Genomic DNA, 25,814 nt, shown 5'->3' with positions numbered 1-25,814 from the left:
TTACATGCGCTGCCGGCTGGGCTTGGTGGCGGGCCTGAACCCCCGGTTCCAAGGGCATGAGATGAAGCGCATTCTGTTGGCAGTTCTCGCGGCAATCGTCCTGATCGGCGGGGGCTATCTCGTTTATTCGCGGCTCCAGCCGGGCGGCATTCCGGTCTATCGCGCTGCGCCGGTGGCGACGCTGCCGCACGATAGCAGCGCCTTTACCGAAGGGCTCTTCTTCCAGAACGGCGCGCTGTACGAGAGCACCGGCGAAGTCGGCGAATCGACCATCCGCAAGGTGAAGCCCGAAACCGGCCAGGTGCTGCAGCAACAGGATCTTCCCGCGCCCTATTTCGGCGAGGGCATCGTCGCCTGGCACGACAAGCTGTTCCAGCTCACCTGGCAGAACCAGACGGGCTTTGTGTACAACTTGCCCGATTTTGCGCCGCAGGGCAGCTTTGCCTATACCGGTGAGGGATGGGGCCTTACCCATGACGACAAGTCGCTCATCATGAGCGACGGCACGCCGGTGCTGCGCTTCCTCGATCCCGAAACGATGCAGACCCGCTCGACGCTCCGCGTCACCGCCAATGGCTGCCCGGTCGCCAATCTCAACGAGCTCGAATGGGTCGATGGCGAGATTTATGCCAATATCTGGCAGACCAACCTGATCGCCCGGATCGATCCGAAGACAGGCGCCGTCCGCAGCTTCCTCGATGTCAGCGCGCTGGGGCCGCAGGGCCGCAACCAGGACGATGTCGCCAACGGCATCGCCTATGACGCCAAGGGCAAAAGGCTGTTCCTGACCGGCAAGCGCTGGCCGCAGCTCTATCAGGTGCGTCAGGGCGACCGGGTTGCCCAGTCGGCTGAGGCCGACCGGCTGACGAGCTGCAACAAGCAGTAAACGCTATCGCTGCAGCCGCTCGCGCACGCTGCTCCAGTGGCGCGGGCCGACGCGGACCACGGCACCCGACTTCAGCACCAGCGCCATGTGGCGCCCGATCGCATTGATCTGGTGGACGGCTTCCGGCCGGACGAACGCCGAGCGGTGGACGCGTATCATCTGCGCCGGGTCCAGCCCCTCTTCCAGCGCGGCCATGGTGATGCGGATCATGTGGCTGCGCTCCGGCGTGTGGAGCAGGGCATAGTCCTTGGCCGCCTCGATCCATTCGATCGTCTCGACCGGCACGCGAATCTGCCCGCGCGACGTGGGAATCCAGAATTCGCGCTGATAGGCGCTGCTGGCAGATACGGGGGCGGGGGCTGCCGGCGAAGGCTGGACGGGCGGTGCTTCGACGGCGGGCGCCCGGGCGGCATCGGCGCCGATCCGGCGGAGCACCGAGCGGATCCGGGCCAGCAGTTCGCGCGGCTCGAACGGCTTCATGATGTAATCGTCGGCGCCGAGTTCGAGCCCGACGACGCGGTCGATCACGTCGCGCCGCGCCGTCAGCATGACGATGCCGATCGCGCCATAGGCAGCGCGCAGGCGGCGGGCGATGGAGAAGCCGTCTTCCACCGGCATCGTCACGTCGAGCACCACCAGCGCCGGCACGCGCCTGGCGAGAAGCGCATCCAGCGCGGCCCCGCCATTCGCCTCTTCGACGTCCAGGCCTTGATCGCGCAGATAGGCGGCGACGGGCTCGCGCAGATCCTCTTCGTCGTCGACCACCACGATATGCGCAGCGGGTGTCGTCATGCGAGATCCATTTCCTGCAGGAAGCGATGCACGGCATCGGGAACAAACGGCTTTTCGAGCACGGGGCGGCGCACCTCGCTCAGGAACCGCGCCGCTGAGGCGCCCAGCGTATCGCCGGTCGAGAAGCCGACACGATCGAGCAGTTCGGGCCGCTCGGCGGCGATCCAGGCGTGGAGCTGCGGCCCGTCGATTTCAGGCATGCGCAGGTCGCTGATGACGAGGTCATAGCTGCCATCGACCAGCCGCTGCTTGGCGGCCGCACCGCCTACCGCAATGTCGCAGCCAAACCCTTCGAGTGAGAGGAAGTCGGCAAGCGATTCGGCGATTTCCTGTTCGTCGTCGACCACCAGCGCCCGGCGCTGGCGCGGCTCGGCGGCGATCGGTTCGGGCGCACTCGCGGGCACAACGACATGTTCGTCGATCGGCAGAGTCAGGCGGAAACAGGCGCCCCGTTCGCTGGGGGCCAGTTCCAGACGGCCGCCATGCGCCTCGACCAGCCCTTGCGAGAAGGACAGGCCCATGCCGGTGCCATGGCCCTGCGGCTTGGTGGTGAAGAAGGGCTCGAAGATGCGGCGCCGCGCCTCTTCGGGAATGCCCGGGCCGGAATCGGCGACTTCGAGGATCACCGTGTCGCGGCTGGGGCCGCGCGCCGTGCGGATCGTCAGCGTGCGGTCGCCCGGCGGCACTTCGGCCATGGCGTGCTGGGCGTTGACGATCAGGTTGACGAGCACCTGATGCAGCTGATCGGAATCCGCCGCGATCGGCGGCAGCGCCTCGGTGAGCTCCCAGCGGGTGGCGATATTGTCGGTGCGCAGGCTGTAATCGGTCAGCTCGTGCGCGGCCCTGGCGACTTCGTTCAGATCGACGGCCGCACGCTCGGGGCGTTTCTGCCGCGCCATCGCCAGGAAGGTCTGGACGATGCGCGCGCAGCGATCGGCCGCCTTGCAGATTTTCTGCGCGCGTTCGGCCAGTTCGGTGCCGCGCGCCTGACGCTCCATCATCACCGCCTGGGCGACGACGATCGACAGCGGGTTGTTCAGTTCATGGCTGACCCCGGCAAGCAGCGAGCCGAGCGCGCTCAGCTTTTCCGACTGGTACAGCGCCTCGCGCGAGCGAGCGAGCGCGGCCTCGGCGCGCTTGCGCTCGGTCAGGTCGATGGTGAAGCCGGCAGTGCGGCTGCTGCTCGATGCGCCCTGGATCGGGAACAGGATCGCGAGCGCAGAGGCATATTGCTCACCCAGGTCGAGGTCGAGTTCGGTGCTGGCCACCGCACCGGTGCGTGCCTGCGCCTCGATCGCCATCAGCGCCTCGGCAATCGGGGCCGGGAACAGGTCGCGCGGATGGGCGCCGGTGATTTCGCTCATCGGCCGGCCGATGGCGCGCGCGAATTCGGGGTTCACCCGGACATAGCGGCCCTGCGCATCCTGGATGTGCATCACCAGCGGCGCATTTTCCAGGAAGGCGGCCAGCTGTGCTTCGCTTTCCGCCAGCCGTTCCTCGGAGCGCGCCCGTTCCAGCGTCGCCCAGGTCCGTTCCGCCACGTCGCGCAGCAGCTGGATTTCGCTGTCCCGCCAGCGGCGTGGCTGATCATGCTGGATCGAAAGCGCAGACCTGGTCCGACCATCACGCACCAGCGGAATGGTAACGAAGGCCGCAATGTCCGATTCGCGGTAGCGTTCGCGCGTCGCAGGCCGCAGCCGCGCGTCGGACGCCACATCATCGTAGCGGACCAGCGCGCCGTGCATCCATTCCTGCGTCACTTCGCGGCCGATCGCCTCGACCGCGAAGTCGCGGCCCAGCAGCGAAGCGACGCGATCGGCGCGCGACTCGCCTTCGATGCGGAAACGGCTACCGTCCGCTTCCGCAAAGGTGACGCGGGTGACGCCCAGTTGCGCCGCGAGTGAATCGAGCGTCAGCGCGATGATGCGGTCCGGCGAGGATTCGACGCGCAGCCGGTCGCTCCACGCGATCAGGAATTGCTGGTTGCGTTCGCGTTCCTGCAACGCGGCCTGCGCGCGGGCACGCTCGATGGTTACCCAGGCACGCTCGGCAATGTCGCGCATCAGCTGCTTCTCGCCGTCGCGCCACCGGCGGGTGTTGCAATTCTGTACCGAAATGATCGACCGGGCGACGCCTTCGCGCAGCAGCGGCACGCTCATGAACGCGGCGATCTGGGTCGTGCGATAGCGTTCCAGCGCTGCGGGCGTAACCTGCGGGTCGCGGCGGACATCGTCATAGACGACGAGTGCCCCGCTGATCCATTCGCGGTCGACCGACTCGCCATAGGTGCCCAGCGTCACGACATTGCCGAGATTGCTGACGACGCTATCGATGCGCCATTCGGCGCGGACGGTGAAGATCCGCCCTTCCGCATCGCTTTCGGAATAGGTGACGCGGCTGACGCCCATTTCCTGGCCAAGGCAGCGCAGCGTGTCTTCGATGATCGCTTCGGGATCGGTCTCGCTGCGGGTCCGGTCGCTCCACGCAATCAGCAGCGCCTGGTTGCGTTCACGCTCGCGCAGCTCCGCCTCGGCGCGGGTGCGCGATACGGTGGCCCAGAGCCGTTCCGCCAGTTCCTCGCAGAGCGCGACCTGATCCGGGGTCCATTGTCGCGGCGTATCCTGCAGGATGGCGAGTGCGGCGACCAGCCGCCCTTCCTTGGTGATCGGCGCGGCGATGCTCGAGGCGACGCCCAGCCGGTGTGCGGCTGCCGCCAGCGGATGGTCCGGCAGCAGATCGGCGGCATGAATCCCGTCGGTCGCGCGGTGGCCGGTGCAATCGTCGGGCTCGGACAAGTGGAGGAATGCGGGCACCAGCACATCGGCCACCGCTTCGGGGTCGGTCGATACACCGCCTGCCACATGGAAGATCTCCAGCGTATCGGCACGTCCTTCACGGGCTTCGCACCAAAGGATCTGGCTAGCGCCGAAATGCGCAGTCAGCATGTCGGCGACTTCGGTGAGCACCGCTTCGGGATCGGGCAGGCCGCGCGTGCGGTCGTGAAAGGCGCGCAGCAGTGCCTGGCGCTGGTCCTGCAGATGCCGCTCAGTCAGGTCGATCTGCACGCCGCACCAGCGCACCACGCTGCCAGTCGCATCGCGGATAGCCACCGCCTTGCTAAGATAGGGGCGATAGATGCCATCCTTGTCGCGCATGCGCAGGTGGATTTCGGCATATTCCTGGCCCGCGCGCATTGCCTTCCAGGCCGCTGCGGCGAGGGGCATGTCATCGGGATGGACGATTTCCGAGGGGTCGCCGCGTTCGCCTGCGGTGCCGTCGAACAGGGCGTGCCAGCGGCTGTTGGCCCAGCGCACCGCTTCGCCGTCCCATACCCAGCACAGGCCGGGCAAATGCTCGGCGAGCAGGCGGAACTGCTCCTCGCTCTCGCGCAGCTGCTCGGTTAGGCGCAGATGCTCAATCGCCCCCCAGATTCGCACCGCGGTGTCTTCCACCAGCAGCACCTCGTCGCGCGACCAACGCCGCGGCTGCGCATTCACCGCCGCGAACAGCGCTACCGGGCGCCCCTCGTGCAGCACCGGCGCGGCAACAATGGCGGCGACTCGCGCGCCGCGCAGCACTTCGATTTCGGCGGGCAGCAGCCCGGCTGCCCCGATATCGTCGATCACCGCGGTGCGCCCGGCGCGATAGGCGGCGGTCAGCGGGGATTCGGGGGACAGGGGAATGCGCGGCAGCGGCACGCTGCGCCCGCTGGGGCTCCACGCGCTGGCGAACTGAACCGATTCGACCGTCGCATCGATTTCGCCATAGGCGGCTGCCCGCGCGTCGAGGAACCGGCCGACGGCGGCGGTTGCCACCCGCACGATTCGCGCAGGATCGGTTTCGCCCAGAAACTGCTCCGACAGCCACAGCCGAATCGATTCGATCGAGTCGAAATCGGGGACGATGATGCCCCCGGAATTTGCCAGCGCATCCGCCGTTTCCCCGTTCATTTCGGCAGGGTAGCAATTTTTGCGGCCGTTGCGCAGGGGTTTGCATGGGGTGGGCCGCATCGTCGTCTCGCCGACGGTCGCGTTCGTCGCACCTTCGTCGCATTGGTCGCGGCTAGTGTCGCCCCGCGCCATAGGTTCAGCCACATTGTGGCGATGACGATCCATACTGAGGTCTTGATGGACGCAACGGCCGCGGGCCATTCGGTCGGGCGAGACCTTGCTGTCGGCTGCTTCGCGTCGATCGGGCGGCGGCGCCTGGGCGAGGCGATGCTGGAATTCGCCACGCGCTTTCCGGAGATCGGGCTGGGCGTGCATGAGATGACGCGCACGCAGCTGTTGCCGGCGATGGCGAAGGACGAGCTGGCGCTGGCGCTGGTCCCGGGCGACGTACGCGCCGATTTCCCGTCGCTGCGGTTGTGGCGCGACCGGGTGATGGTGGCGATGTCGGTCGACCACCCGCTGGCTGGTCGCGACAGTATTACGCCGGAGGAACTGCGCGGCGAACTGCTTCATATCTCACGCCAGGAACATGGCGGCGAAGTGCACCGCTTCCTGTCGCGCTGCGTTGTACCGGAAGGCCCTGCGCTGGGCGGGCTGCTGCTCGATGTTGCACCGGCCGTGCTGATGGAAGGCGTCGCTCGCGGGCAGGGCGTGGCGCTGGTTTGCGCGAGCCAGAGCGATATGATCGGGAGCGAAGTGGCGCTGCGGCCGATCGACGCGCCGGGCGCCAGCTTTTTCGTGCATGGCTACTGGAAGCGCAGCAAGCCCGACTGGCCGCTCGCCACCCTGATCGGCCTGTTGCGCGAAACCGGGCAGAGCGCCTGACCGCTGCCTAGCGGAGGATCAGCCGGTCCTTTGCAATTGCGACGCCGTCGAACCGGCGCAGCAGGTCCTGTCCGACCAGTGACGTCCCCAGCCGGTCGTCGGCAATGCCGACGCGGACGTCGTGGAAGACATGGCCGCCAATCTCCAGCCGCGAAACCAGGCCCTGACCGATGGACATAGAGCCGGCGAGCGTGCGGACATGTCGGCGCGTCGCGTCGCTCAGCGGTTCGGCGCCCAGCCGCGCGGCATCGCTGCGGGTGAGGATGGTGCCCGACGCGCCCGTATCGACCAGCAGCCGGACCGGCGCGGCATCCGCATGTGCCACCATATAGAACATGCCGTCGGCAGCACGGCCGATGCTCTGGCTGGCGATTGCGGGTGCCGGCTGCTCGGACTCGAGCCGCGTTTCCAGGCGGTCGGCGGCATTGTGCAGCCAATGGTCGACCTGCCCGCACACCAGCGTGAATGCCTGCAACGCCACAAGTCCCGAAAGCATCAGGTTCATCGAAGACAGTACGGGCGCACTGGTGAACACGGCGGCGAGAATAGCCCCGAGAGGCTTATCGCGGCGTTAAAATCCCGTTGCGAAACGACAATACAAGCGGAATTCAAAGTAAATTTAAGCTTTATGCCGAGCTTGCCAGTCTAGGGGCAGCGGTGCCCGAACGACGGCGCATCCTGCGCACGCGCAGCCGCTGGGCGATCCAGAACAGCAGCGCGATGACCGTGCAGGCAAGCAACTGCATGCTCACGGCCAGATACCGGAGGCGCGCGGACAGCGCGCTGCGGTACAAACAATAATAGGGATCGATAACGCCGGCGCCGTTGCGGTTCATGAAGGCGATGGTCGTGCCCGGCAGGCCGTTGCGCACCAGAACGCCCAGCCGGGGGCGCGTCAGGTCGAAACCGGACAGATCGGCGAGATCGGCATCGTCGATTTCCGCAAAGACCGTCAGCCTCTGCCCGTTGGCCAGCCGCGCTTCGGTCTGCGCGAAGCTCGAATGGACGAGTTCGCCCGGCCATCGCATGCGAAAGAGGATGCCGCGCCGGGGCGCATCGTGCAGGTCCAGCCGGGTCGGGCCTTCGTGCACGTCGGCGCCATTGGCTGCGGCGGCGAGCAACTGGATCTTGCCGCCGTCGCCGGGCACGCGGACGACCGCGACGCCAAAGGCGATCAGCGTCGCCGTTGCCAGCACCAGCACGAACAGCAACAGCCGCCGCGAGAGCTGCTCCGCCATTGCCAGCGCAGCGGCGCGTTCGTCGATGACCACGGGCTCGGTTGCGGTCGCGCGGCGCCGCTGCCGCCATTCCACCAGCTTGACGATCAGCAAGTGCGGCCCGCCGAACACCAGGCTCAGCAGGACCGTGTTTGTGACTGGCACATACCAGTCGAACTGCGACTGCTCCCACTCGGCGAGAATTGCGTAGAGCCCGCGATACCAGAAGCCTTCCCAGCAGAAATAGCCGAAGGCGAGTGCCAGCCACAGCCAGGCGGCTGCCTTTGCGCGGGCGAGCCAGCGTCGGCGGGTTGCAGCATTCTGCCCCGCCGCGTCCGGCGCGGGGGCGTCGTTCATGCCTGGCCCTTCATGCTTGCCGGCGTGCCGCCAGCAGCGTGTCGCGGCGCCAGCGCAGCAGCGCGCCGCCCAGACCCAGTCCGGCGATCAGCAATGCCCAGCCCTCCGGCTCCGGTACCGGCGAGACAGGTGTTGTCGGGACGGCCGGCGTCGTGGGGCTCGCCTGCGGTGTCGGTATGGAGACCGGCACGGTGGGACCGGTCGGCTGCGTTGTGGGCACCGTGGCGGTGGGCGTGGGCGTCGGGACGGCAGTCGGAGTGGCTGTAGGAATCACCACCGGCGGCGTGGCGGGCGCCGTCGGCGTTACGACGGGGCTGGTCGGCGTCGCACTCGGCGTGGGCGCTGCGGTGGGAGTCGGTGCGGGCGTCGGGCCCCCCGTGGGGGCTCCGCCGCCGTTCGACGCGGGCGCAATGCCGCCCGGGCCGGAGACGGGCGGGCTTTGCAGCAACAGGTCGCCGGGCGAGGGCGGGGTGCCCGAACCGCCCATGCCGGTGCGCACCTCTGGCAGCGCGGCGTCGGCAGTCTCCACCGTTGCAGGCGTAACCGGCGTGAACAGATCGGCGGCGGGCCGCACCGGCGCGGCGGTTTGTGCAACCGCATCGCTTTCAGGACGCGAGGCATAGTCGTTATGCGCCCTTTCCAGCAGGCGGGCGACGGGGCCGCGCGGACTTGCGACGCCTCCGGTGCCAGCCACTTTGCCGGCAGCAGCGCGCGCCCGCTGGTCGAGCGTGGCAAAAGCGTTGTTCGCCTTGGCCTCGTCGACTGCAAACAGCGACCGGCCGTTGAGTTGCAACGTGGCGGCCAGCACCATGCAAACGGCCAGGCCGGATATGGTGAGGCGATTTCGCAACGCCTCCTGCGACGCAATACGCATGATAAGCCCACCCCCGAGCAGCAGCGCGATAGTCACTACCGTCTTACAAAGCTTAGCAAGCGATCTCTTAACTTACAATGCGAACCGGCGTGGCGACTTGTCGCGTCTCCACTCGTTCTGCCCGGATTCGGGACGCCCGGGACAGAGTGGGCGCCGGCTTGCCCCGCCGCTCCGCGGCGCTACACCATGGCGCGCAGGGAGAGTGTATGGCCAGTCTGTTCCGTCTGAAATCGATCATCGCCGCCGAGGACCGCCCGCACGAGCACCGGCTCGCACGGACGCTGGGCTGGCATCATCTGGTGGCGCTGGGGGTCGGTGCGATCGTCGGCACCGGCATTCTGACGCTGATCGGCGTGGGTGCCGATCGGGCGGGGCCGGCGGTGATCCTGTCCTTTGCGATTGCCGGGGCGATCTGTGCCTGTGCGGCACTTGCCTATGCCGAACTGGCGACGATGATTCCCGCCTCGGGCAGCGCCTACACCTATAGCTATGCGACCTTGGGCGAGATTGTCGCCTGGGTGGTCGGGTGGAGCCTGCTCGCGGAATATACGCTGGTGGTGGCCACGGTGGCGGTCGGCTGGTCGGGCTATACCGTCGGCTTCCTGCACGATCTGGGGCTGGCATTGCCCGACTGGCTGAGCCACGGCCCCAAGGTCGGCGGCGCGCTGTTCCATGGCTGGCACGTGGTCAGCTGGGGCATCAACCTGCCGGCGATGTTCATCGTCGCGGTGGTTGCGGGCATGCTGGTGTTCGGCACGCGCGAGAGCGCCACGATCAACGCCATGCTGGTGGTGATCAAGATGCTGGCGCTGACCATCTTCGTGCTGATCGCGCTGCCCTATTTCAAATCGGCCAATCTCTATCCCTTCATGCCGTTCGGCTTTGCCAAGACGATCGGCCCGGATGGCGTCGAACGCGGCGTGATGGCGGCTGCCGCGATCATGTTCTTCGCTTTTTACGGCTTCGATGCGATTTCAACGGCAGCGGAAGAGGCGAAAAATCCCGGCCGCGATCTGGCGATCGGCATCGTCGGGTCGATGCTGGTCTGCGTGCTGATCTACATGGTCGTGGCGGTGGCGGCGGTGGGCGCGCTGCCCTTCACCCGTTTTGCCGACAGCCCCGAGCCGCTGGCGCTGATCCTGCGCCAGATCGACCAGCCGGCGATCGCCACCTTTCTTGCCGCCTCGGCCGTGATCGCGCTGCCGACGGTGATCCTCGCCTTCCTGTTCGGCCAGAGCCGCATCTTCTTCGTGATGGCGCGCGACCGGATGCTGCCGCCCAGCCTGGCGCGGGTGTCGAAGCGCGGAACGCCGGTGCGGATCACCATCTTCACGGCGGTGGTGGTCACCTTCTTCGCCGCCTTTTTCCCGATCGACCAGATCGCCGCGCTGGCCAATGCCGGCACGCTCACGGCCTTTGCCGCAGTAGGCCTGTGCCTGCTGGTGATGCGCCGCCGCGCGCCCAACATGGCCCGGCCGTTCCGCGCACCGGCCGCCTGGGTGGTCGGGCTGGGCGCGATCTTCGGCTGTTTCTATCTGTTCCTCAGCCTGCCGCACCAGACGCAGATTGCGTTCGGCATCTGGAACCTCTTGGGTCTGGTCGTCTATTTCGCCTATGCCCGCCGCAACGCAGTAAAGGGTGACGCATGAGCGGTTGGACGATCGGGATCATCGGCGGTTCGGGCCTGTACGATGTCGAGGGCATCGAGGGCGGCAAATGGGTGGAAGTGGCGAGCCCCTGGGGCCGGCCTTCGGACGAATGTTTCGTCGGCCATGTCGGCCATGTGAAAGTGGTGTTCCTGCCGCGCCACGGCCGGGGGCACCGCATCAGCCCGTCGGACCTGAATGTCCGCGCCAATATCGATGTGCTCAAGCGGCTGGGCGTCACCGACGTGCTGGCCGTGTCGTCGGTCGGCTCGCTTGCCGAGGAACGCGCGCCGGGCACCTTCACCATTGCCGACCAGTTTATCGACCGGACCAAGGGCCGGCCGTCGTCCTTCTTCGGTGCCGGCATGGTCGCGCATGTCTCGATGGCCGATCCGGTCTGCCCGCGCCTCTCCGAGCTGGCAGCCGAGGCGGCGCAGGCAGCAGGCGCCACGACGCATGTCGGCGGCACCTATCTCGCGATGGAAGGCCCGCAATTCTCGACCCGCGCCGAGAGCAACCTCTATCGCAGCTGGGGCTGCGACATCATCGGCATGACCGCGATGCCCGAGGCGAAGCTCGCCCGCGAAGCGGAGCTGCCCTATGCGCTGGTCGGCATGGTCACCGATTATGACTGCTGGCGCGAAGGCGAGGAGGCAGTCGATGTCGCGCAGGTCATTGCCCAGCTTTCGAACAATGCCGACAAGGCACGCAAGATGGTGATGCACCTGCTGCGTAACCTGCCCGAAGTGCGCGAATCGACGCCGATCGACACCTGCCTCGATTATGCGCTGATCACCGCGCCGCAGGTGCGCGATCCCGAGCTGCTGGCGAAGCTCGACGCTGTCGCGGGCCGGGTGCTCGGCTGATGCGGGCGCGGTGGATGGCGGCGGGCCTGCTCGCGCTCGCCACGCCTGCTTTCGCGCAGGACGCGGCCGCGTCCGATCCGGCGCAGAGCCCCGCCTGGCTCAACGCCCAGTCGCTGGCGCTCGCCAGCCGCAGCGGCGCGCAGGGCTGGCGCGTGCTGGAAGGCGGTCTGCGCTGGCGCCGGGTGAAAGGCGACGGTAGCGGGCAGCATCCCAAGGTCACTGACATGGTGACGCTGCATTATGCCGGCAGCTTCGTCGACGGTACCGAGTTCGACAGCTCCTATGGCGGTCCGCCCGCCAGCTTCCCGCTCGACCGGCTGATCCGCGCCTGGCAGATCGCCGTGCCGCTGATGGGCGTGGGCGACACGATCGAAATCGCGGTGCCGGCCGAGCTGGGCTATGGCCTGCGCGGCAAGGGGCCGATCCCCGGCGGCGCGACGCTGCTGTTCAAGATCGAGCTGCTGGGTATCGGCGGGAACTGAAGCCGGGGCTTCGCGGTAGCAACCTGATCTCCCCTCCCTGCTTGCAGGGAGGGGCCGGGGGTGGGTCCGCCGCCGTCAGGCGGCGGGCTCGCGGCCGACCAGGTAGTATAGTCTTCGGAGCGCGCAGACGCGCGCACCCACCCCTTGATCCCCTCCCTTGCAGGGAGGGGAGAATATCGGGACAAAAAACGGCCGGAGCACCCTGTGCCCCGGCCGCTTCCATATCCACCCCCCCCCCCCGTCACCGGGAGGGGTATCGCCTCGCCTCAGGCGGCGAGCTTGCGCAGCACGTAGTGGAGAATGCCACCGTTCAGGAAATATTCCAGCTCGTTGACGGTATCGATCCGGCAACGGGTGAGGAAGGTTTCCGACGAGCCATCGGCGCGGGTCAGCTTCACTTCGACATCCTGGCGCGGGCGCAGGTCCGCGACGCCGGTGATGGTGAAGGTCTCGGTGCCGTCCAGCTTCAGCGTCTCGCGCGTCACGCCCTCGGCGAACTGCAGCGGCAGCACGCCCATGCCGACCAGGTTCGAGCGGTGGATACGCTCGAAGCTTTCGGTGATGACGGCGCGGACGCCGAGCAGGTTGGTGCCCTTCGCCGCCCAGTCGCGCGACGAGCCGGTGCCATATTCCTTGCCCGCGACGATGACGAGCGCGGTGCCGTCTGCCTTGTGGCGCATCGCCGCGTCATAGATCGGCATGACCTCGCCATTATACTTGGTCATGCCGCCTTCGACGCCCGGCACCATCTCGTTCTTGATGCGGATGTTGGCGAAGGTGCCGCGCACCATGACTTCGTCGTTGCCGCGGCGCGCGCCGTAGCTGTTGAAGTCCTTCTTTGCGACCTGGCGTTCCTGCAGGAACACGCCGGCGGGCGAATCCGCCTTGATGCTGCCCGCGGGCGAGATGTGGTCGGTGGTGATCGAGTCGCCCAGGATCGCCAGCGGCTTGGCATCGACAATGTCCTGCACCGGGGCCGGGGTCATCGTCATGCCCTCGAAATAGGGCGGGTTGTGGATGTAGGTCGAGGCGGTCGGCCAGCTATAGGTGTCCGAACCGGTGACGGTGATCGCCTGCCAGTGGCTGTCGCCCAGATAGACATTGCCATAGCGCGAGCGGAACATCTCGTCGTCGATGTTCGCGTTGATCAGGCCCTGGATTTCCTCGTTCGAGGGCCAGATGTCCTTCAGGAACACCGGGTTGCCGTCCGAACCGGTGCCGATCGGCGTCTCGTACATGTCCTCGGTCACCGTGCCCTTCAGCGCATAGGCGACGACCAGCGGCGGCGAAGCGAGGAAGTTGGCGCGCACGTCCGGCGAGACGCGGCCCTCGAAGTTGCGGTTGCCGGACAGGACCGAGGCGGCGACGATGTCGTTGCCGTTGATCGCGGCCGAGATCGGCTCGGCGAGCGGACCCGAGTTGCCGATGCAGGTGGTGCAGCCATAGCCGACCAGGTTGAAGCCGATCGCGTCGAGATCCTCGGTGAGGCCGGCCTTGTTCAGATAGTCGGTCACGACCTGCGAGCCCGGGGCGAGCGAGGTCTTCACCCACGGCTTGCGGGTCAGGCCCTTTTCGCGCGCCTTGCGGGCGACCAGGCCGGCGGCGATCAGCACCGACGGGTTGGAGGTGTTGGTGCAGCTGGTGATCGCGGCGATCACGACGTCGCCGTCGCCGATGTCATGGTCGCGGCCTTCGACGCTCACGCGCGCCGGCTGCTCCTTCTTGTATACCTTGGTCAGGTCGCCGTTGAACACTTCGTCGACGCTGTCGAGGCTGACGCGGTCCTGCGGACGCTTCGGGCCGGCGAGCGACGGGCGGACGGTCGACATGTCGAGTTCGAGCGTGTCGGTGAAGATCGGCTCCACCGCATCCTCGCCGTGCCACATGCCCTGTGCCTTGGCATAGGCCTCCACCAGCGCGACATTCTCTTCGCTGCGGCCGGTGAGGCGCATGTAATCGAGCGTCTTGTCGTCGATCGGGAAGAAGCCGCAGGTCGCGCCATATTCCGGCGCCATATTGGCGATGGTCGCGCGGTCCGCCAGCGTCATCGAGTGCAGGCCAGGGCCATAGAATTCGACGAAGCGGCCGACGACGCCCTTCGCGCGCAGCATCTGGGTGACGGTCAGCACCAGATCGGTCGCGGTGATGCCTTCCGGCAGCTTGCCGGTCAGCTTGAAGCCGACGACTTCGGGGATCAGCATCGATACCGGCTGGCCGAGCATCGCGGCTTCCGCCTCGATGCCGCCCACGCCCCAGCCGAGCACGCCCAGGCCGTTGACCATGGTGGTGTGGCTGTCGGTGCCGACCAGCGTGTCCGGATAGGCGATCGTCGCGCCATCGGGAGCCTGCGACGACCAGATCGACTGGGCGATATATTCCAGGTTCACCTGATGGCAGATGCCGGTGCCCGGCGGCACCACCGAGAAGTTGTTGAGCGCCTTGGAGCCCCACTTGAGGAACTCGTAGCGTTCGGCATTGCGCTCATATTCGAGCTTCACATTGTCTTCGAAGGCCTGCGGCGTGCCGAACTCGTCGACCATCACCGAGTGGTCGATCACGAGGTGCACCGGCACCAGCGGGTTGATCTTGGCCGCATCGCCGCCGAGCTTGGTGATCGCGTCGCGCATGGCGGCCAGGTCGACCACGCAGGGCACGCCGGTGAAGTCCTGCATCAGCACGCGCGCGGGGCGATACTGGATCTCGCGGCTGGGGGCCTTGGGGTTCTTCTGCCAGTCGACGATCGCCTGGGCATCCTCCGGCGTGACGGTCACGCCGTCGTCGAAGCGGAGCATGTTCTCCAGCAGCACCTTCATCGAGAAGGGCAGGCGGCTGACGTCGCCGAGCTTCGCCGCTGCCTTGGGGAGCGAGTAGAAGCTGTAGGTCTTGCCGGAGACGGTGAGCGTGTCACGCGTGCCGAGCGTATCGTTACCGATGGCGGTCATGAGGCGCGGGGTCCTTTCCCTGTCTGGTCCGCCGGGCGCTCGGGGGACGCAGCCATCATAGAGGGCTGCGCGGGCGCACCGTCGGGGTGCTGCGAATGCGAAGATTCGCGGTCGCCTTAGCGCCAGTTCCGGGGGAGGGAAAGGGGACCTTCGTAGGGGATGGAGCCATGATAGCGCTAACGCCCATTTCCCGCGCGGCGAGGCGGGCTGACATGGTTTTGCCGTACTCTTCCCCTAGCGCACAATCGGTGCGGGGGAGTGGCTGACAGGTCGGGGGTTTCCCGGCCCGTTCTGGGGTGTCCGGGTTTCTCCTTTCGATGCTGTCGACAACATCCGCTTCGCCGAAGGCCAGGCTGCGCGTTTCGTTGCGCGGCCGCAGCATTTCGTTCCTGCTGGCGCTGGCGATCGAAATTCTCATCGCGCTGTTGTTGCTTTGGATGGCGCCGCACGTCACGCCCAAGGAGAAGCCGCGTCCGGTCGTATTCGGTCTCGAGTCGAACAAGGGCGAGGACGAGCCTGCCGCCAAGGCCGAGCCCAAGGCGGAGAAGGCGCACAAGCGCGCCGGGCAAAAGGCGGAGCAGCAGCCCCAGCCACAGCAGCAGGCGGCCGAAACGCCGCCGCCGCCCGTCACCACGCCGCAGACCAACGGGCCGCGCAGCTTCATCCTGATGAGCCGGCGCGACTATGCCGCCGCGGACATTTCCACCCTCGCACCCGCCAAGCAGGGCGATTCGGGCGACACGGCAGAGACCGAAGGCGGTGGCAGCGCGGATAGCGAGCGCGCCGGCACCGGCCCGCATGGACAAGTCCTGTATGCCGCCGACTGGTATCGCCACCCCACCGACGCACAGCTTTCCCCTTACGTCTCCGAACGCGCTCTCGGCCGCGAGGGTTGGGGTGAAATCGCCTGTCGCACCATTTCGCGCTATCAGGTCACCGATTGCCAGGAACTGGGCGAATATCCGGTCGGCTCGGGCTATGCCGGGGCGGTGCGCCAGGCCGCTTTCCAGTTCCTCGTCAAGCCGCCGCAAGTGAATGGCAAGGTGATGGTCGGCACCTGGGTGCGCATCCGCATCACCTATACGCGGCGAGGCGGTCGCGGCGAATGAGCCATGGACCAACCGAAAAGGGCGCCGCCTGCAAAACAGGCGACGCCCCTTGCGTGCATCGAAGGATGCCGCGCGATCAGGCCGCGTAGGCGACCTTCAGCGAGCGACGGCGCAGCGCCGCACCGGCGAGCGCGAAGCCACCGATCAGCATGCCCCAGGCCGCCGGTTCGGGCACGCCCGAGGTGCCGGCGTAATAGAAGTTGCCGAACGCGAAGTTCTGGTCCGTGGTCGAAATGGTGAAGCTCGAGACGCCGCCGCCGTTCCAGCCGAAGAATTTCGCGCCCGCATTGCCGGTCACGAGCTGCTGCACGCTGCCGCCGCCGGTGAGGGTGAGCTTGATCAGGAACGAACTGAAGCTGTCCGGTTCGGCAAAGAAACCGAAATCGGTGGTGGTCGGCGCAATGTTGACCGAGATGTTGTTACCGCCGGCGATCAGAACCTGGCCGGTATAGCCGCCCGACCAGGTGCCCCAGCTGGAGCCGACCGTCGCGACGGTCGTCGGCGCGTTGAAGCTGATGGTCGGCCCGCCCTGCAGCGCGACCGAGGAAACGGCGCTGCCGTCTGCCCCATAGCTCGTGTCGTTGAAATAGCTGCCCGCAACCGCCTGCCAGGTGGCAAGATCGGTGGTGAGGGTCTGGGCGAAAGCGGGCGACGCTACTGCCGAACTGGCGAGCAACACCGCGCAAAGCGTCTTCTTCATAATCAAATCTCCCCATGCGCCTGAACAATGCCGCAGGGCGGACCTCGCATATTCTCCGCAGCGACCGCGAAAGTAAACAGAACGTTAATGGAGTCAATGATTCTAAACGATTGATGGAAGGATTTTAGGGGTCCGTACCAGCTTGGGACGGTCGCAATTTCTTGTTTTTATTGGGAACAAAATCAGGATTCGCGATTGGGCGTTGCTCGGGCGGGATGTGCTGCTCTCATTAAATATCTGAAACGACAGCCCTAATCGTCCCTTGGAAGTGGCTCGTCTACAGGTGGCGCGCTGGTCGCCGAAAGCGCTACAGCGTCTGCCTATCCATGCTTTTGGTTCCGAAGAGCCGCGCTTTCTGCCGCTTGGTGCCGCGCGCAATTGCGGCCGGTTGACGAAGCTGCAGGCCGGCCGGCGCGGCCAAGCTCTTGGAACTGGCGGCAGGAACGACCATTACGTGTGCATAAGGACGTCGAAAGACATCGAGGGAGTCGAGGCGATGAAGACATGGGCGTGGGGTGCGGCAATTGCCGGCACTGCACTGGTACTCGGGGGCTGCGCTTCGCCGGCGAAGAATGCACGGTACATGGCCGGGCATTACCGCGCCGAGGCGGAACTGCACGACGCCTCGGGCAAGCAGGTGGGTACGGCGATCGCCGAGGAAATCGACGGCACGATCCGGGTGATCGTGGAGGCGCACGGCCTGCCCGAAGGTGTGCACGGCACACATATCCATACCATCGGCAAGTGCGATGCGCCCGACTTCACCAGCGCAGGCGGCCACTGGAATCCGACCGCACACAAGCATGGCAAGGAAAACCCGATGGGCCCCCATGCCGGCGACATGCCCAATCTGAAGATCGGTCCCAAAGGCAGCGACCGGACGATCTTCAAGCTGACCGGCGGCACCTTCGCCGAGCTGATGGATGCCGATGGCGCCTCGATCGTCATCCATGCCGGCGAGGACGACTACAAGACCGATCCGTCGGGCAACAGTGGCACCCGCATCGCCTGTGGGGTGTTCCAGAGCGTCTGAGGTACTTGAGGGCGAAGGCGTCGTGCGGCTAGGAACATCTGTCCTTGCCTGAAGAAGCCTTCGCCGTGTCTGTGCCGTCGTTCCTGTTCGTCTGTCTCGGCAACATCTGCCGTTCGCCGCTGGCCGAAGCCGCCTTGCGGGCAGCGGCCGAGTCAGCCGGCATCGCGGTGGAAGTCGATTCGGCCGGCACCGGCGGCTGGCATGCCGGCGATGCGCCCGATCGCCGCTCCGTCGCGGTCGCCGCGAAATACGGGATCGACATTTCCGGCCAGCGCGCGCGGCAGGTGCGGCGCGAGGACTTTACCCGCTTCGACCATATCCTCGCGCTCGACGCGCAGAATCTGGCAGACCTCCGCAAGATCGCCCCGGCCGATGGCACGGCGCAGCTGCGGTTGCTGCTCGATGTCGTGCCGGGCTGGCAAGGGCGGGGCGTCGCCGATCCCTTTTATGGCGGCCCGGCGGGGTTCGAGCGCACCTGGTCGGAAGTATCCCGCGCGGCAGCCGAGCTGGTGACGGCGCTACGCGATTGAACGCCTGCACGCAGGCTGGACCATATCTGCACGATACGCACATGTCAGTCGGTCCGGTCTTGCACCGTTGCAGGCTAGGAAGCCGGGCATGGAAAAGCCGTATCGGAGCGAAAAGACTGCACGCCGCATCGTCTGGCGCGCGCGGCTGAACAGTTGCCTTTTCGCGGCGCGCGGCGTGGCCATGATGGTCGCCCGGGAGCCCAACGCACAGATACATCTGGCGGTGTCGACCGTTGTGATCATCGGCGGCTTCCTGTTGCGCGTGCCACCGGTGGAGTGGTGCTGGCTGATCGCGGCCATGGCTTCAGTCTGGGTGGCGGAAGCCTTCAATACCGCAATGGAAGCCCTGTGTGACAGGATATGCCCCATGTTCGATCCCGCGATCGGACGCATAAAGGACGTGGCGGCCGGCGGGGTGTTGATCGCTGCCATGGCCGCCGCGCTGATCGGTTTGCTTGTCTTGGGGCCGCGCCTGCTCGCATTGCGGGTGCGGTGATCTACGCCGACCCGATTTACGCCGCCTCGCGCCCGGCATGTGCTGCCAGTCGCTGGCGAGTCGACAGCATCGGGCCGACCGGCTGGGTCATCGGGGCGAACTGGCCCAGGCCGATGCGGATGCCGGGCAGGTTGAGATACACTGCCTCGATGCCGCGCGCGCTATAGGCTTCGTGCCAGAAGCCGGCGCCTTGCGGATCGCGCGTGAAGTCGCGCCACCAGTCGCTGTGCGGTGCGCTGCGGGTGAAGCGTTCCAGGCTTTCGAGATCGCGCCAATATTGGCGGAAGCCGATATGGTTCCAGCCGAACAGCATCTGGTTCTCGGCCAACAGCCCGTCGGGCGGATTGCGGCTGATGGCGCCCAGGCCGCGGCCGATGCGCAGCATCGCCCGAAGCGCGCGCAGGCGGCGAAGGCGAAAGCCCAGAATGACGACGACGAGATCGGGATAGGCAGCGAGATCCACCGTCTCGCGGACCGTTGTGGCTTGCATGGCGGGACTCCGTGTTTACACTGTACACGTTAGAAGTGGTTTACGGTGTAAACAAGATGGAAAATGCAAAGGCCGCCGAGCCGCTGCGTGCGCGGCTGGTCGAGGCGGCGATCGATCTGCTCGATCGGGAGGGTGAAGCGGCCGTCACGCTGCGGGCGCTGGCACAGGCGACGGGGGTTTCGGCGATGGCGCCCTATCGCCACTTTGCCGACAAGGCCGGCCTGCTGGGGGCGGTGGCGGAGGCGGGCTTCGCCGCGCTGGCAGCGGTGCTGGTCGAGGCGGACCGCGCCGCCAGTCCACGCGCTGCGCTGATCGCGCAGGGCCTGGCCTATTTCCGCTTTGCCCAGGCCCGCCCGGCGCTGTTCCGCCTGATGTTCGGCGGCCGGCCGGTGTGCGACATGCCGCCGGGCGAGTATGGCGAAGCCTTCTTCATCCTCTCGCGTCGGGTCGAGAGCCTTGCGCAGGGCGATGCGCAGGCAGCCACGCTGGCGGCATGGGGCGTGGTGCACGGGCTGTCGACGCTCGCGCTCGACGGCAAACTGCCGCCGGCGGAGGCGCCGGTCGCCGCCGCGCTGGCGCTGGTGGCGGATGGGATCGCCGGCGCTCAGCCGGTGAGGGGATAGCGCCCGATCGCCTCATATACCGATCCTTCGCGGCCGAGATGGCTTTCGTAGAGCAGGAAGGAATCGATCGTGAAGGGCGGGCTGGCCAGCCCGGCATGGTCGCGCAGAAAGCCGTCATTGGCGCCGGCCTGCGCGTTCATCCGGGCAAGCGTGATGTGCGGCAGATAGGCGCGGCGCTCGGGCAACAGGCCCAGCCGGACCAGCGCCTGGTCGATCTTGTGGTGCAACTGGGTGATCGGCTCGTGCGGGCGCAGACCGACCCACAGTGCATTGGGGCGGCCGCCCTTGTCGAACTCGCCCACGCCCGCAAGCGTCAGCTCCAGCGGCGGAAAGCGGATATTGCCGAGCGCAATGGCGACATCCTCTGCCACACGCCGGTCGACCTCGCCGATATAGCGCAGCGTGCAATGGAGCTGGCCCTCGTCCTGCCAGCGCGCGCCGGGCACGCCACCGGCCAGCGCGAGCAGGCGCGCGCGGATCGCGGCGGGCGGGCGAAGGCCGACGAACAGGCGGTGCATGGCGGGGCTTTTAGCTGCGGCGCACGCGCTTTCCAACGGCTTGTCGCCGATCAAGGCGAGGATCGAAACTGTATCGAAACATTGCTGGCGCCGGATTCGCTTGAAAAGGCCGCCGGCAAGACCGATATTTGCGGTATCCGGCGATGCGCCGGGCAAAGGAGTTTTACATGGCTAACTGGTCGGATCCCCGTTCGAGCGCCACGCCCTTCGCTGCCGCCGGTGCGCGCGCCGAGGCGTATGACGCGGGGCTCAGGTCGTACATGCTGTCGGTCTACAACTACATGCTTTCGGGCGTGCTGCTGACCGGCATTATCGCGCTCGCTTTTGGCAATGTGCCGGCGCTGCAGCAACTTCTGTTCGTACCCACGCTGCGGGGATACGCCCCGACGCTACTCGGCTGGGTGGTGACGCTGTCGCCGCTCGCCATCGTTTTCGCGATGAGCTTCGGCCAGGCGCGGATGCAGGAAAGCACGCTGAAGGCGCTGTTCTTCGCCTATGCCGGCCTGCTCGGCGCGTCGCTTTCGACGATCTTTATCGCCTATACCGCTACCTCGATCGCGCAGGTGTTCTTCGGCACCGCCGCCGGCTTCGCCGCGCTGAGCTTCTACGGCTACACCACCAAGAAGGATCTGTCGGCCTTCGGCACCTTCCTGATCATCGGTCTGGTCGGTCTGATCGTGGCCTCGCTGGTCAACATCTTCCTGCAGTCGAGCATGATGAGCCTGGTGATCAGCGTCGTCGGCGTGCTGATCTTCGCTGGCCTCACCGCCTATGACACGCAGAAGATCAAGAGCATCTACGCCTATGTCGCCGGCACGCGCGACGAGGGCAAGGTCGCGATCATGGGGGCGCTGAACCTTTATCTCGACTTCATCAACATGTTCCTGTTCCTGCTGCGCCTGTTCGGCAACCAGCGGAACTGATCTTTCCGGACTTCCGGCACAAGGCCCGGCGGAGCGATCCGCCGGGCCTTTTCTTTTCCATATCTTATCCGTGCGCACGGAACGCGACTCCCGGCCCGTCGGTTTTATTCCGGCAACGCGCAGGAGAGTTTTCATGAGCAACAATCCGATCGATCCCGCGATGGACCGCATGTCGGTCGCGCCCGATCCCGAAGCGGACAAGGACGAGAAGGCGCCGGTGCATTCGGCCGACGCCGGCACCGATCCTTCGATCGAGGAGCGGCTGGCCCGCAACCCGCACAGCCATGATGCGCGGCTGGACCGGGCGCTCGACGAATCGATGGATGCGTCTGACCCGCCCGCCTCGGTGCAGCCGATCCACAATCATGCCATCCCCGAAAGCTCGGGCTATGATGCCGAAGCCGAGGCCAAGCGCGCGCAGGACAAGCATGAAGACAAGGGCTTGATCGACAAGGCATTGTCGAAGCTCGGGCTGGACTGAGGCGCGCATCGGTGGCGGCAACCCCCGCGTCGGGCTGGCGCGCCAATATCGTCCTTTATGCGGCGCTCGCTGCCAATGTCGGGATCGCCGTCGCGAAATTCGTCGCGGCGGCGATCACCGCATCTTCCTCGATGCTCACCGAAGGCGTACACAGCCTGGTCGACAGCCTGAACCAGCTGCTGCTGCTCCACGGCCAGCGCCGGGCCGAACGCGCGCCGGATGCCGAGCATCCTTTCGGCTATGGCCGCGAGCTGTATTTCTGGGCGTTCGTGGTGGCGATCCTGATCTTCGGGCTGGGCGCCGGCGTTTCCGTCTATGAAGGCTGGCAGCATATCGTCGAACCCGAACCGCTGCGCGATCCGCTGGTAAATTATCTCGTGCTGGCTGTGGCGACCGCGCTGGAGGGGACGAGCTGGATCATCGCCATGCGGGAGTTTGCGCAGGCCAAGGGCGACGCCGGCTGGTGGCAGGCGATCCGGGAATCGAAGGATCCTGCGGGTTTCATCGTATTGTTCGAGGATAGCGCGGCGCTTGCGGGCCTGCTGGTCGCCGCCCTTGGCGTCTGGGCCAGTCATCATTTGGGCGACCCGCGGATCGACGGCATGGCGTCGATTGCGATCGGCGCGATCCTGGCGGCGGTGGCGACGCTGCTGGCGCGCGAGGCCAAGGGGCTGCTGATCGGCGAGCGCGCCAACCCCGCGCTGATCCGGCAGGTGCGCGTGCTGCTCGAGGCGCAGCCGGCGATCACCCATGTCAATCACGTCCGCACCATCCATACCGCGCCCGACCGCATCTTCGTCGCGATCAGCGCCGATTTCGAGGACACGCTGGCGATGGGCGAGGCGGAGACGCTGATCGAGCGGATCGAGGCGGCGCTGAAGGCACAGCTGCCCCAGCTCAGTTCCATCTATATCCGCCCGGAAAAGCGCGAGGACGCCGAACCCCGTCTGGTGCCTTAGCTGCATCGCAGCATCCTTTCGTCGCACTGCACAAGGCGTTCGTCGAACCTGAACGGGCGCGACGGAGCCGAACCCCGGCGCCATGCTTTGTGGCGGCGTGTCGCTGCGCAGTGCGGTGGCGATGCGGGTAAGGGGTTATGGCGATGCGATATGGATGGGCGGCGGCGATACTACTCGCGGCGGCGGCACCGGCAGCGGCCGGAACCATGCAGGGACATGCGCAGGGGCAGGATGGGGCCGGCGGCATGGCTTCTGCGGCGATGGGCATGCTGATCGGCGGTGCGGGCCTTGGCGGCGCCGTGCTCCGACGTCACCGCGCAGACGGGCGGCGCCGTTCGCGCCCATAACCACAGATTATCTGCCGGCGCGCGCACGCTATGGGAAGTGGCGTCGCGGACGTCCTATTATGCCATCGAGGAGTGAGCGATGGCGTTGGCGATCCACGAGCAGCAGCCGGGCGACGCGCCCGACTATGTCGCGGCCTATCGGCGTGACGGCTATGCGGTAATTCGCGGCCTGTTTTCCCCGGACGAAGTCGCGGCAATCGGCGCAGCGATGGATCAGGTCCATGCCGAGGGCATGGCGCACGGCCGCAGCTTCCGCCACGGCAATCTGTTCTACAAGGTGCTGCCGGGGCCGGACGGCCTGCCGATCGTGCCGATGGTGCAGTGGATGGCCTATCACCAGCCGGTACTGAATGCCGTACGCACGGACCGGCGGATTGCCGCCGTGCTGGCGCCGCTGATCGGCGGCGACCTCAAGCAGATCATCAACCAGCTCCACTGGAAGACGCCCGGCAGCAAGGGCGATTTCGCCTGGCACCAGGATTCGCGCTTCCGCAAGCCCGACCATGCCTATCGCAATCTGGGCAGCGCCTATGTGCAGACCGGACTGGCGATCGACCCGCATGGTCCCGAAAGCGGCGGCATGCGCTTCCTGCCGGGCAGCCACCGGCACGGCCCCTTGCCGCTGGACGTGTCCGGCGAAGTGCTGGGTACGGCCTTGCAGGACCGGATGCTGGAGGAAGCGGGACTCGATCCGGCGGGCGTCATCGATCTGGTGCTGCAGCCGGGCGATTTCGCGCTGTGGAATCCGTATCTGGTGCATGGCTCTGGCGAGAACCGGTCAAGCCATCTCCGCCGGCTTTACATCAACGGCTATGTCCGCGCCGGCGATTGCGATCGTGGCGAATGGGCCTTCCGCGGCGGGGAGCCGGTGCCGTTCGGGCCGGAACCGGCGCTGGTCCATTACGAGCAACTGCGCGAGCGCGGCGAACCCCATTACGTCTGAAGACTGACCGGTCGCTTGACCTTGGCGCGCTGTATCGGGCATTTGTTCGGTCGAACGAACAAGACTCGGGGGCCATGGTTTCGCAAACGCTCATCGATGTGGCGATCGACCAGTTCGGCCGGCTGGGCTTTGAAGGCGCCAGCACGCGCGACATTGCCCGCGCTTCGGGCACGGCGATGTCGTCGATCACCTATCATTTCGGCGGCAAGCAGGGCCTGTACCTCGCCGCGGCGGACCATATCGCCGAGCGGGTGAAGACGATGCAGCTCGCGGTCGCCCAGGCGGCACTGGCAGCGGGGCAGGCTTCGCCGGCGGCGGCAGTGGCGGCGATGCAGCAGCTGCTCGACAGTATCGCCCGGATGATGCTCAGCCCGGAGACCGAGAGCTGGGCGCGTTTCGTGGTGCGCGAGCAGCAGCAGCCGACCGAGGCGTTCGACCGGTTGTTCGCCGGCGCAATGCGGCCGATCCTCGATGTGTTCGTGGCATTGATCGCGCGGGCCCGACCAGATCTGGACCTCGCCGACCGGCAGGCGACCAGCGTGCTGCTGTTCGGGCAGGCGATGGTGCTGCGCGCCGGCCGGGCCGCAATAACCCGTATTTTCGCGGTCGAGCAGATCGACGAAGCCACCGCCCTGCGCCTGCGCGCCCGCCTGAAAGCCCATGTCCACGCCATCCTGACGGAGACGCCGTGATGAAACGCCGCCTGATCCCGATCCTGCTCCTGATCGCGCTGGTGATCGCCGGCGTTGCCACCAAGGGGTTCGGGGTGCTGGCCAGCCCCAATACGGGCGCGCTGGTGCTGAACGGCAATGTCGACATCCGCGAAGTGAATCTGGCCTTCCGCGTCGGCGGACGCATCGCGGCGATTGCGGTCGACGAAGGTGACAAGGTGACTGCCGGGCAGAAGCTGGCGGCACTGGACACGGCCAGCATCGACGCGCGGGTGGCACAGGCCGATGCACAGCTTTCCCAGGCGGAGGCGCAACTGGCCAAGGCGGTGAACGGCAGCCGCGCGCAGGATGTGGCGCAGGGGCGTGCCCGGGTGGCGGCGGCGCGCGCCGCGCTCGACAATGCCGAACAGGCCTATGCCCGCCGCCAGCCGCTGGTCGGCCCCGGTGCGATCAGCAAGGCGCTGTGGGAACAGACCATCGCCGATCGCGACCGCGCCCGTGCCCAGCTTGCCGAGGCGCAGCAGGCTCTATCGCTGCTCCAGGCGGGCAGCCGTGCCGAGGATGTCGCGGCCGCCCGCGCCAATGTCGAAGCGGCGCGCGCCGCCCGACTGAGCGCGGCGACCGACCGCGGCGACGCGGTTCTCGCGGCCCCCATGGACGCGACCGTCTTCACTCGGGCACGCGAGCCGGGCGCGATTGTCCAGCCGGGCGAAACTGTGTTTACGCTCGCAATCCAGCGGCCGATGCGGGTGCGGGCCTATGTCGCTGAGACCGATCTCAGCCGGATCAGCCCGGGGATGAAGGTGCTCGTCCATGCCGACGGCAACCCGAAGAGCTACCATGGCAGCATCGGCTATATTGCGCCGCGCGCCGAGTTCACCCCCAAGACGGTGGAGACGGAGAATTTGCGGACCGATCTGGTCTATCAGTTGCGGGTGATCGTCGACGATCCCGACGACGCGCTGCGTCAGGGCCAGCCTGTGACGGTAGAGGTGCCGGGTGCCCGGCCGAAGGTGGGGAAGTGAGAGGCTTCCCATCCGCCTCCATTCCCCTCCCGCTTGCGGGAGGGGCCAGGGGAGGGGCTGAAACGTCGCAGCGCTTCTTCCACGTCGATCCCTCCCCCATCCCCTCCCGCAAGCGGGAGGGGAGAGAGG

At 66.8% G+C, this 25,814-nt stretch carries 26 protein-coding genes; 17 read left to right on the top strand and 9 right to left on the bottom strand.

The window, feature by feature from the left end:
- Positions 1-61 precede the first annotated feature (61 nt).
- Positions 62-886, top strand: a complete 825-nt coding sequence (locus ACT53M_RS16270; protein ID WP_476234684.1) for a glutaminyl-peptide cyclotransferase — start codon at positions 62-64, stop codon at positions 884-886.
- Between the two features lie 3 nt (positions 887-889).
- On the opposite strand, the gene ACT53M_RS16265 is transcribed toward ACT53M_RS16270, so the two are convergent.
- Positions 890-1,678 (bottom strand): response regulator, encoded by a 789-nt coding sequence (locus ACT53M_RS16265; protein WP_476234682.1) that lies wholly within the window; start codon positions 1,676-1,678, stop codon positions 890-892.
- Positions 1,675-5,628, bottom strand: a complete 3,954-nt coding sequence (locus ACT53M_RS16260; RefSeq protein WP_476234680.1) for a GAF domain-containing protein — start codon at positions 5,626-5,628, stop codon at positions 1,675-1,677. The genes ACT53M_RS16265 and ACT53M_RS16260 overlap by 4 nt, the downstream gene beginning before the upstream one ends.
- Before the next feature lie 153 nt (positions 5,629-5,781).
- On the opposite strand from ACT53M_RS16260, the gene ACT53M_RS16255 reads away from it, so the two are divergent.
- Positions 5,782-6,453, top strand: coding sequence for a LysR family substrate-binding domain-containing protein (locus ACT53M_RS16255; protein ID WP_476234678.1), 672 nt, complete (start codon positions 5,782-5,784; stop codon positions 6,451-6,453).
- A gap of 7 nt (positions 6,454-6,460) precedes the next feature.
- Here the strand turns inward: ACT53M_RS16255 and ACT53M_RS16250 are convergent, their stop codons facing one another.
- The 3 genes from ACT53M_RS16250 to ACT53M_RS16240 all read right to left on the bottom strand — a co-directional run bounded on the left by ACT53M_RS16250 (position 6,461) and on the right by ACT53M_RS16240 (position 8,901).
- Positions 6,461-6,958, bottom strand: a complete 498-nt coding sequence (locus ACT53M_RS16250) for a retropepsin-like aspartic protease family protein (RefSeq protein ID WP_476234676.1) — start codon at positions 6,956-6,958, stop codon at positions 6,461-6,463.
- A gap of 121 nt (positions 6,959-7,079) precedes the next feature.
- A complete protein-coding gene (locus ACT53M_RS16245; protein WP_476234675.1) occupies positions 7,080-8,027 on the bottom strand; it encodes a hypothetical protein in 948 nt (315 codons plus the stop codon).
- Between the two features lie 10 nt (positions 8,028-8,037).
- Positions 8,038-8,901, bottom strand: coding sequence for a hypothetical protein (locus ACT53M_RS16240; RefSeq protein ID WP_476234673.1), 864 nt, complete (start codon positions 8,899-8,901; stop codon positions 8,038-8,040).
- 206 nt (positions 8,902-9,107) lie between these two features.
- Between ACT53M_RS16240 and ACT53M_RS16235 the strand changes: the two genes are divergently transcribed.
- The 3 genes from ACT53M_RS16235 to ACT53M_RS16225 are packed head-to-tail and all read left to right on the top strand — an operon-like array spanning position 9,108 to position 11,895.
- A complete protein-coding gene (locus ACT53M_RS16235) occupies positions 9,108-10,550 on the top strand; it encodes an amino acid permease (protein ID WP_476234671.1) in 1,443 nt (480 codons plus the stop codon).
- Entirely contained in the window at positions 10,547-11,413 is an 867-nt protein-coding gene (locus tag ACT53M_RS16230) for an S-methyl-5'-thioadenosine phosphorylase (RefSeq protein WP_476234669.1), read from the top strand. The genes ACT53M_RS16235 and ACT53M_RS16230 overlap by 4 nt, the downstream gene beginning before the upstream one ends.
- Positions 11,413-11,895: an FKBP-type peptidyl-prolyl cis-trans isomerase gene (locus ACT53M_RS16225; protein WP_476234667.1), complete on the top strand. Its 483-nt coding sequence runs from the start codon at positions 11,413-11,415 to the stop codon at positions 11,893-11,895. Before ACT53M_RS16230 ends, ACT53M_RS16225 begins: the two co-directional genes overlap by 1 nt.
- 266 nt (positions 11,896-12,161) lie before the next feature.
- Here ACT53M_RS16225 and acnA read toward each other — a convergent pair whose 3' ends face one another.
- Positions 12,162-14,837 (bottom strand): aconitate hydratase AcnA, encoded by a 2,676-nt coding sequence (acnA, locus tag ACT53M_RS16220; RefSeq protein ID WP_476234665.1) that lies wholly within the window; start codon positions 14,835-14,837, stop codon positions 12,162-12,164.
- Positions 14,838-15,154: 317 nt separating this feature from the next.
- Between acnA and ACT53M_RS16215 the strand changes: the two genes are divergently transcribed.
- Entirely contained in the window at positions 15,155-15,946 is a 792-nt protein-coding gene (locus tag ACT53M_RS16215) for a hypothetical protein (protein ID WP_476234664.1), read from the top strand.
- Between the two features lie 76 nt (positions 15,947-16,022).
- On the opposite strand, the gene ACT53M_RS16210 is transcribed toward ACT53M_RS16215, so the two are convergent.
- A complete protein-coding gene (locus tag ACT53M_RS16210) occupies positions 16,023-16,646 on the bottom strand; it encodes a PEPxxWA-CTERM sorting domain-containing protein (protein ID WP_476229603.1) in 624 nt (207 codons plus the stop codon).
- 496 nt (positions 16,647-17,142) lie between these two features.
- On the opposite strand from ACT53M_RS16210, the gene ACT53M_RS16205 reads away from it, so the two are divergent.
- From ACT53M_RS16205 to ACT53M_RS16195, 3 genes are all read left to right on the top strand, one after another.
- Positions 17,143-17,679, top strand: a complete 537-nt coding sequence (locus ACT53M_RS16205) for a superoxide dismutase family protein (RefSeq protein ID WP_476234662.1) — start codon at positions 17,143-17,145, stop codon at positions 17,677-17,679.
- A gap of 44 nt (positions 17,680-17,723) precedes the next feature.
- Positions 17,724-18,209, top strand: a complete 486-nt coding sequence (locus ACT53M_RS16200) for a low molecular weight protein-tyrosine-phosphatase (RefSeq protein ID WP_476234660.1) — start codon at positions 17,724-17,726, stop codon at positions 18,207-18,209.
- An 88-nt stretch (positions 18,210-18,297) separates the two neighbouring features.
- A complete protein-coding gene (locus ACT53M_RS16195; protein WP_476234659.1) occupies positions 18,298-18,705 on the top strand; it encodes a diacylglycerol kinase family protein in 408 nt (135 codons plus the stop codon).
- A gap of 16 nt (positions 18,706-18,721) precedes the next feature.
- Here ACT53M_RS16195 and ACT53M_RS16190 read toward each other — a convergent pair whose 3' ends face one another.
- Positions 18,722-19,195, bottom strand: coding sequence for a monooxygenase family protein (locus tag ACT53M_RS16190; protein ID WP_476234658.1), 474 nt, complete (start codon positions 19,193-19,195; stop codon positions 18,722-18,724).
- A 56-nt stretch (positions 19,196-19,251) separates the two neighbouring features.
- Here ACT53M_RS16190 and ACT53M_RS16185 point away from each other — a divergent pair, with 56 nt between their 5' ends.
- Entirely contained in the window at positions 19,252-19,818 is a 567-nt protein-coding gene (locus ACT53M_RS16185) for a TetR/AcrR family transcriptional regulator (protein WP_476234656.1), read from the top strand.
- On the opposite strand, the gene thpR is transcribed toward ACT53M_RS16185, so the two are convergent.
- Positions 19,800-20,336 carry an RNA 2',3'-cyclic phosphodiesterase gene (thpR, locus tag ACT53M_RS16180; protein WP_476229598.1) on the bottom strand — a complete coding sequence of 179 codons (537 nt, stop codon included), beginning with the start codon at positions 20,334-20,336 and terminating at the stop codon, positions 19,800-19,802. The two genes, ACT53M_RS16185 and thpR, sit on opposite strands and share 19 nt — an antisense overlap.
- A gap of 167 nt (positions 20,337-20,503) precedes the next feature.
- Here thpR and ACT53M_RS16175 point away from each other — a divergent pair, with 167 nt between their 5' ends.
- The 7 genes from ACT53M_RS16175 to ACT53M_RS16145 all read left to right on the top strand — a co-directional run bounded on the left by ACT53M_RS16175 (position 20,504) and on the right by ACT53M_RS16145 (position 25,685).
- Positions 20,504-21,259: a Bax inhibitor-1/YccA family protein gene (locus ACT53M_RS16175; protein WP_476234654.1), complete on the top strand. Its 756-nt coding sequence runs from the start codon at positions 20,504-20,506 to the stop codon at positions 21,257-21,259.
- A 133-nt stretch (positions 21,260-21,392) separates the two neighbouring features.
- Positions 21,393-21,740 (top strand): hypothetical protein, encoded by a 348-nt coding sequence (locus ACT53M_RS16170; RefSeq protein WP_476234652.1) that lies wholly within the window; start codon positions 21,393-21,395, stop codon positions 21,738-21,740.
- An 11-nt stretch (positions 21,741-21,751) separates the two neighbouring features.
- A complete protein-coding gene (locus tag ACT53M_RS16165) occupies positions 21,752-22,699 on the top strand; it encodes a cation diffusion facilitator family transporter (RefSeq protein WP_476234650.1) in 948 nt (315 codons plus the stop codon).
- Positions 22,700-22,842: 143 nt separating this feature from the next.
- Positions 22,843-23,046, top strand: a complete 204-nt coding sequence (locus ACT53M_RS16160) for a hypothetical protein (RefSeq protein WP_476234649.1) — start codon at positions 22,843-22,845, stop codon at positions 23,044-23,046.
- Positions 23,047-23,125: 79 nt separating this feature from the next.
- Positions 23,126-23,989, top strand: a complete 864-nt coding sequence (locus ACT53M_RS16155) for a phytanoyl-CoA dioxygenase family protein (protein ID WP_476234648.1) — start codon at positions 23,126-23,128, stop codon at positions 23,987-23,989.
- A gap of 74 nt (positions 23,990-24,063) precedes the next feature.
- The gene (locus tag ACT53M_RS16150; protein WP_476234646.1) at positions 24,064-24,681 is read left to right on the top strand and encodes a CerR family C-terminal domain-containing protein; all 618 of its coding nucleotides are present in this window, start codon (positions 24,064-24,066) and stop codon (positions 24,679-24,681) included.
- On the top strand, positions 24,681-25,685 hold the full coding sequence (locus tag ACT53M_RS16145; protein WP_476234645.1) for an HlyD family secretion protein: 1,005 nt from the start codon (positions 24,681-24,683) through the stop codon (positions 25,683-25,685). Before ACT53M_RS16150 ends, ACT53M_RS16145 begins: the two co-directional genes overlap by 1 nt.
- The last annotated feature ends 129 nt before the right edge of the window (positions 25,686-25,814 follow it).

This window comes from Sphingomonas sp. DMC6, assembly GCF_056314225.1.
This window is presented reverse-complemented; position numbering and strand designations above follow the sequence as displayed.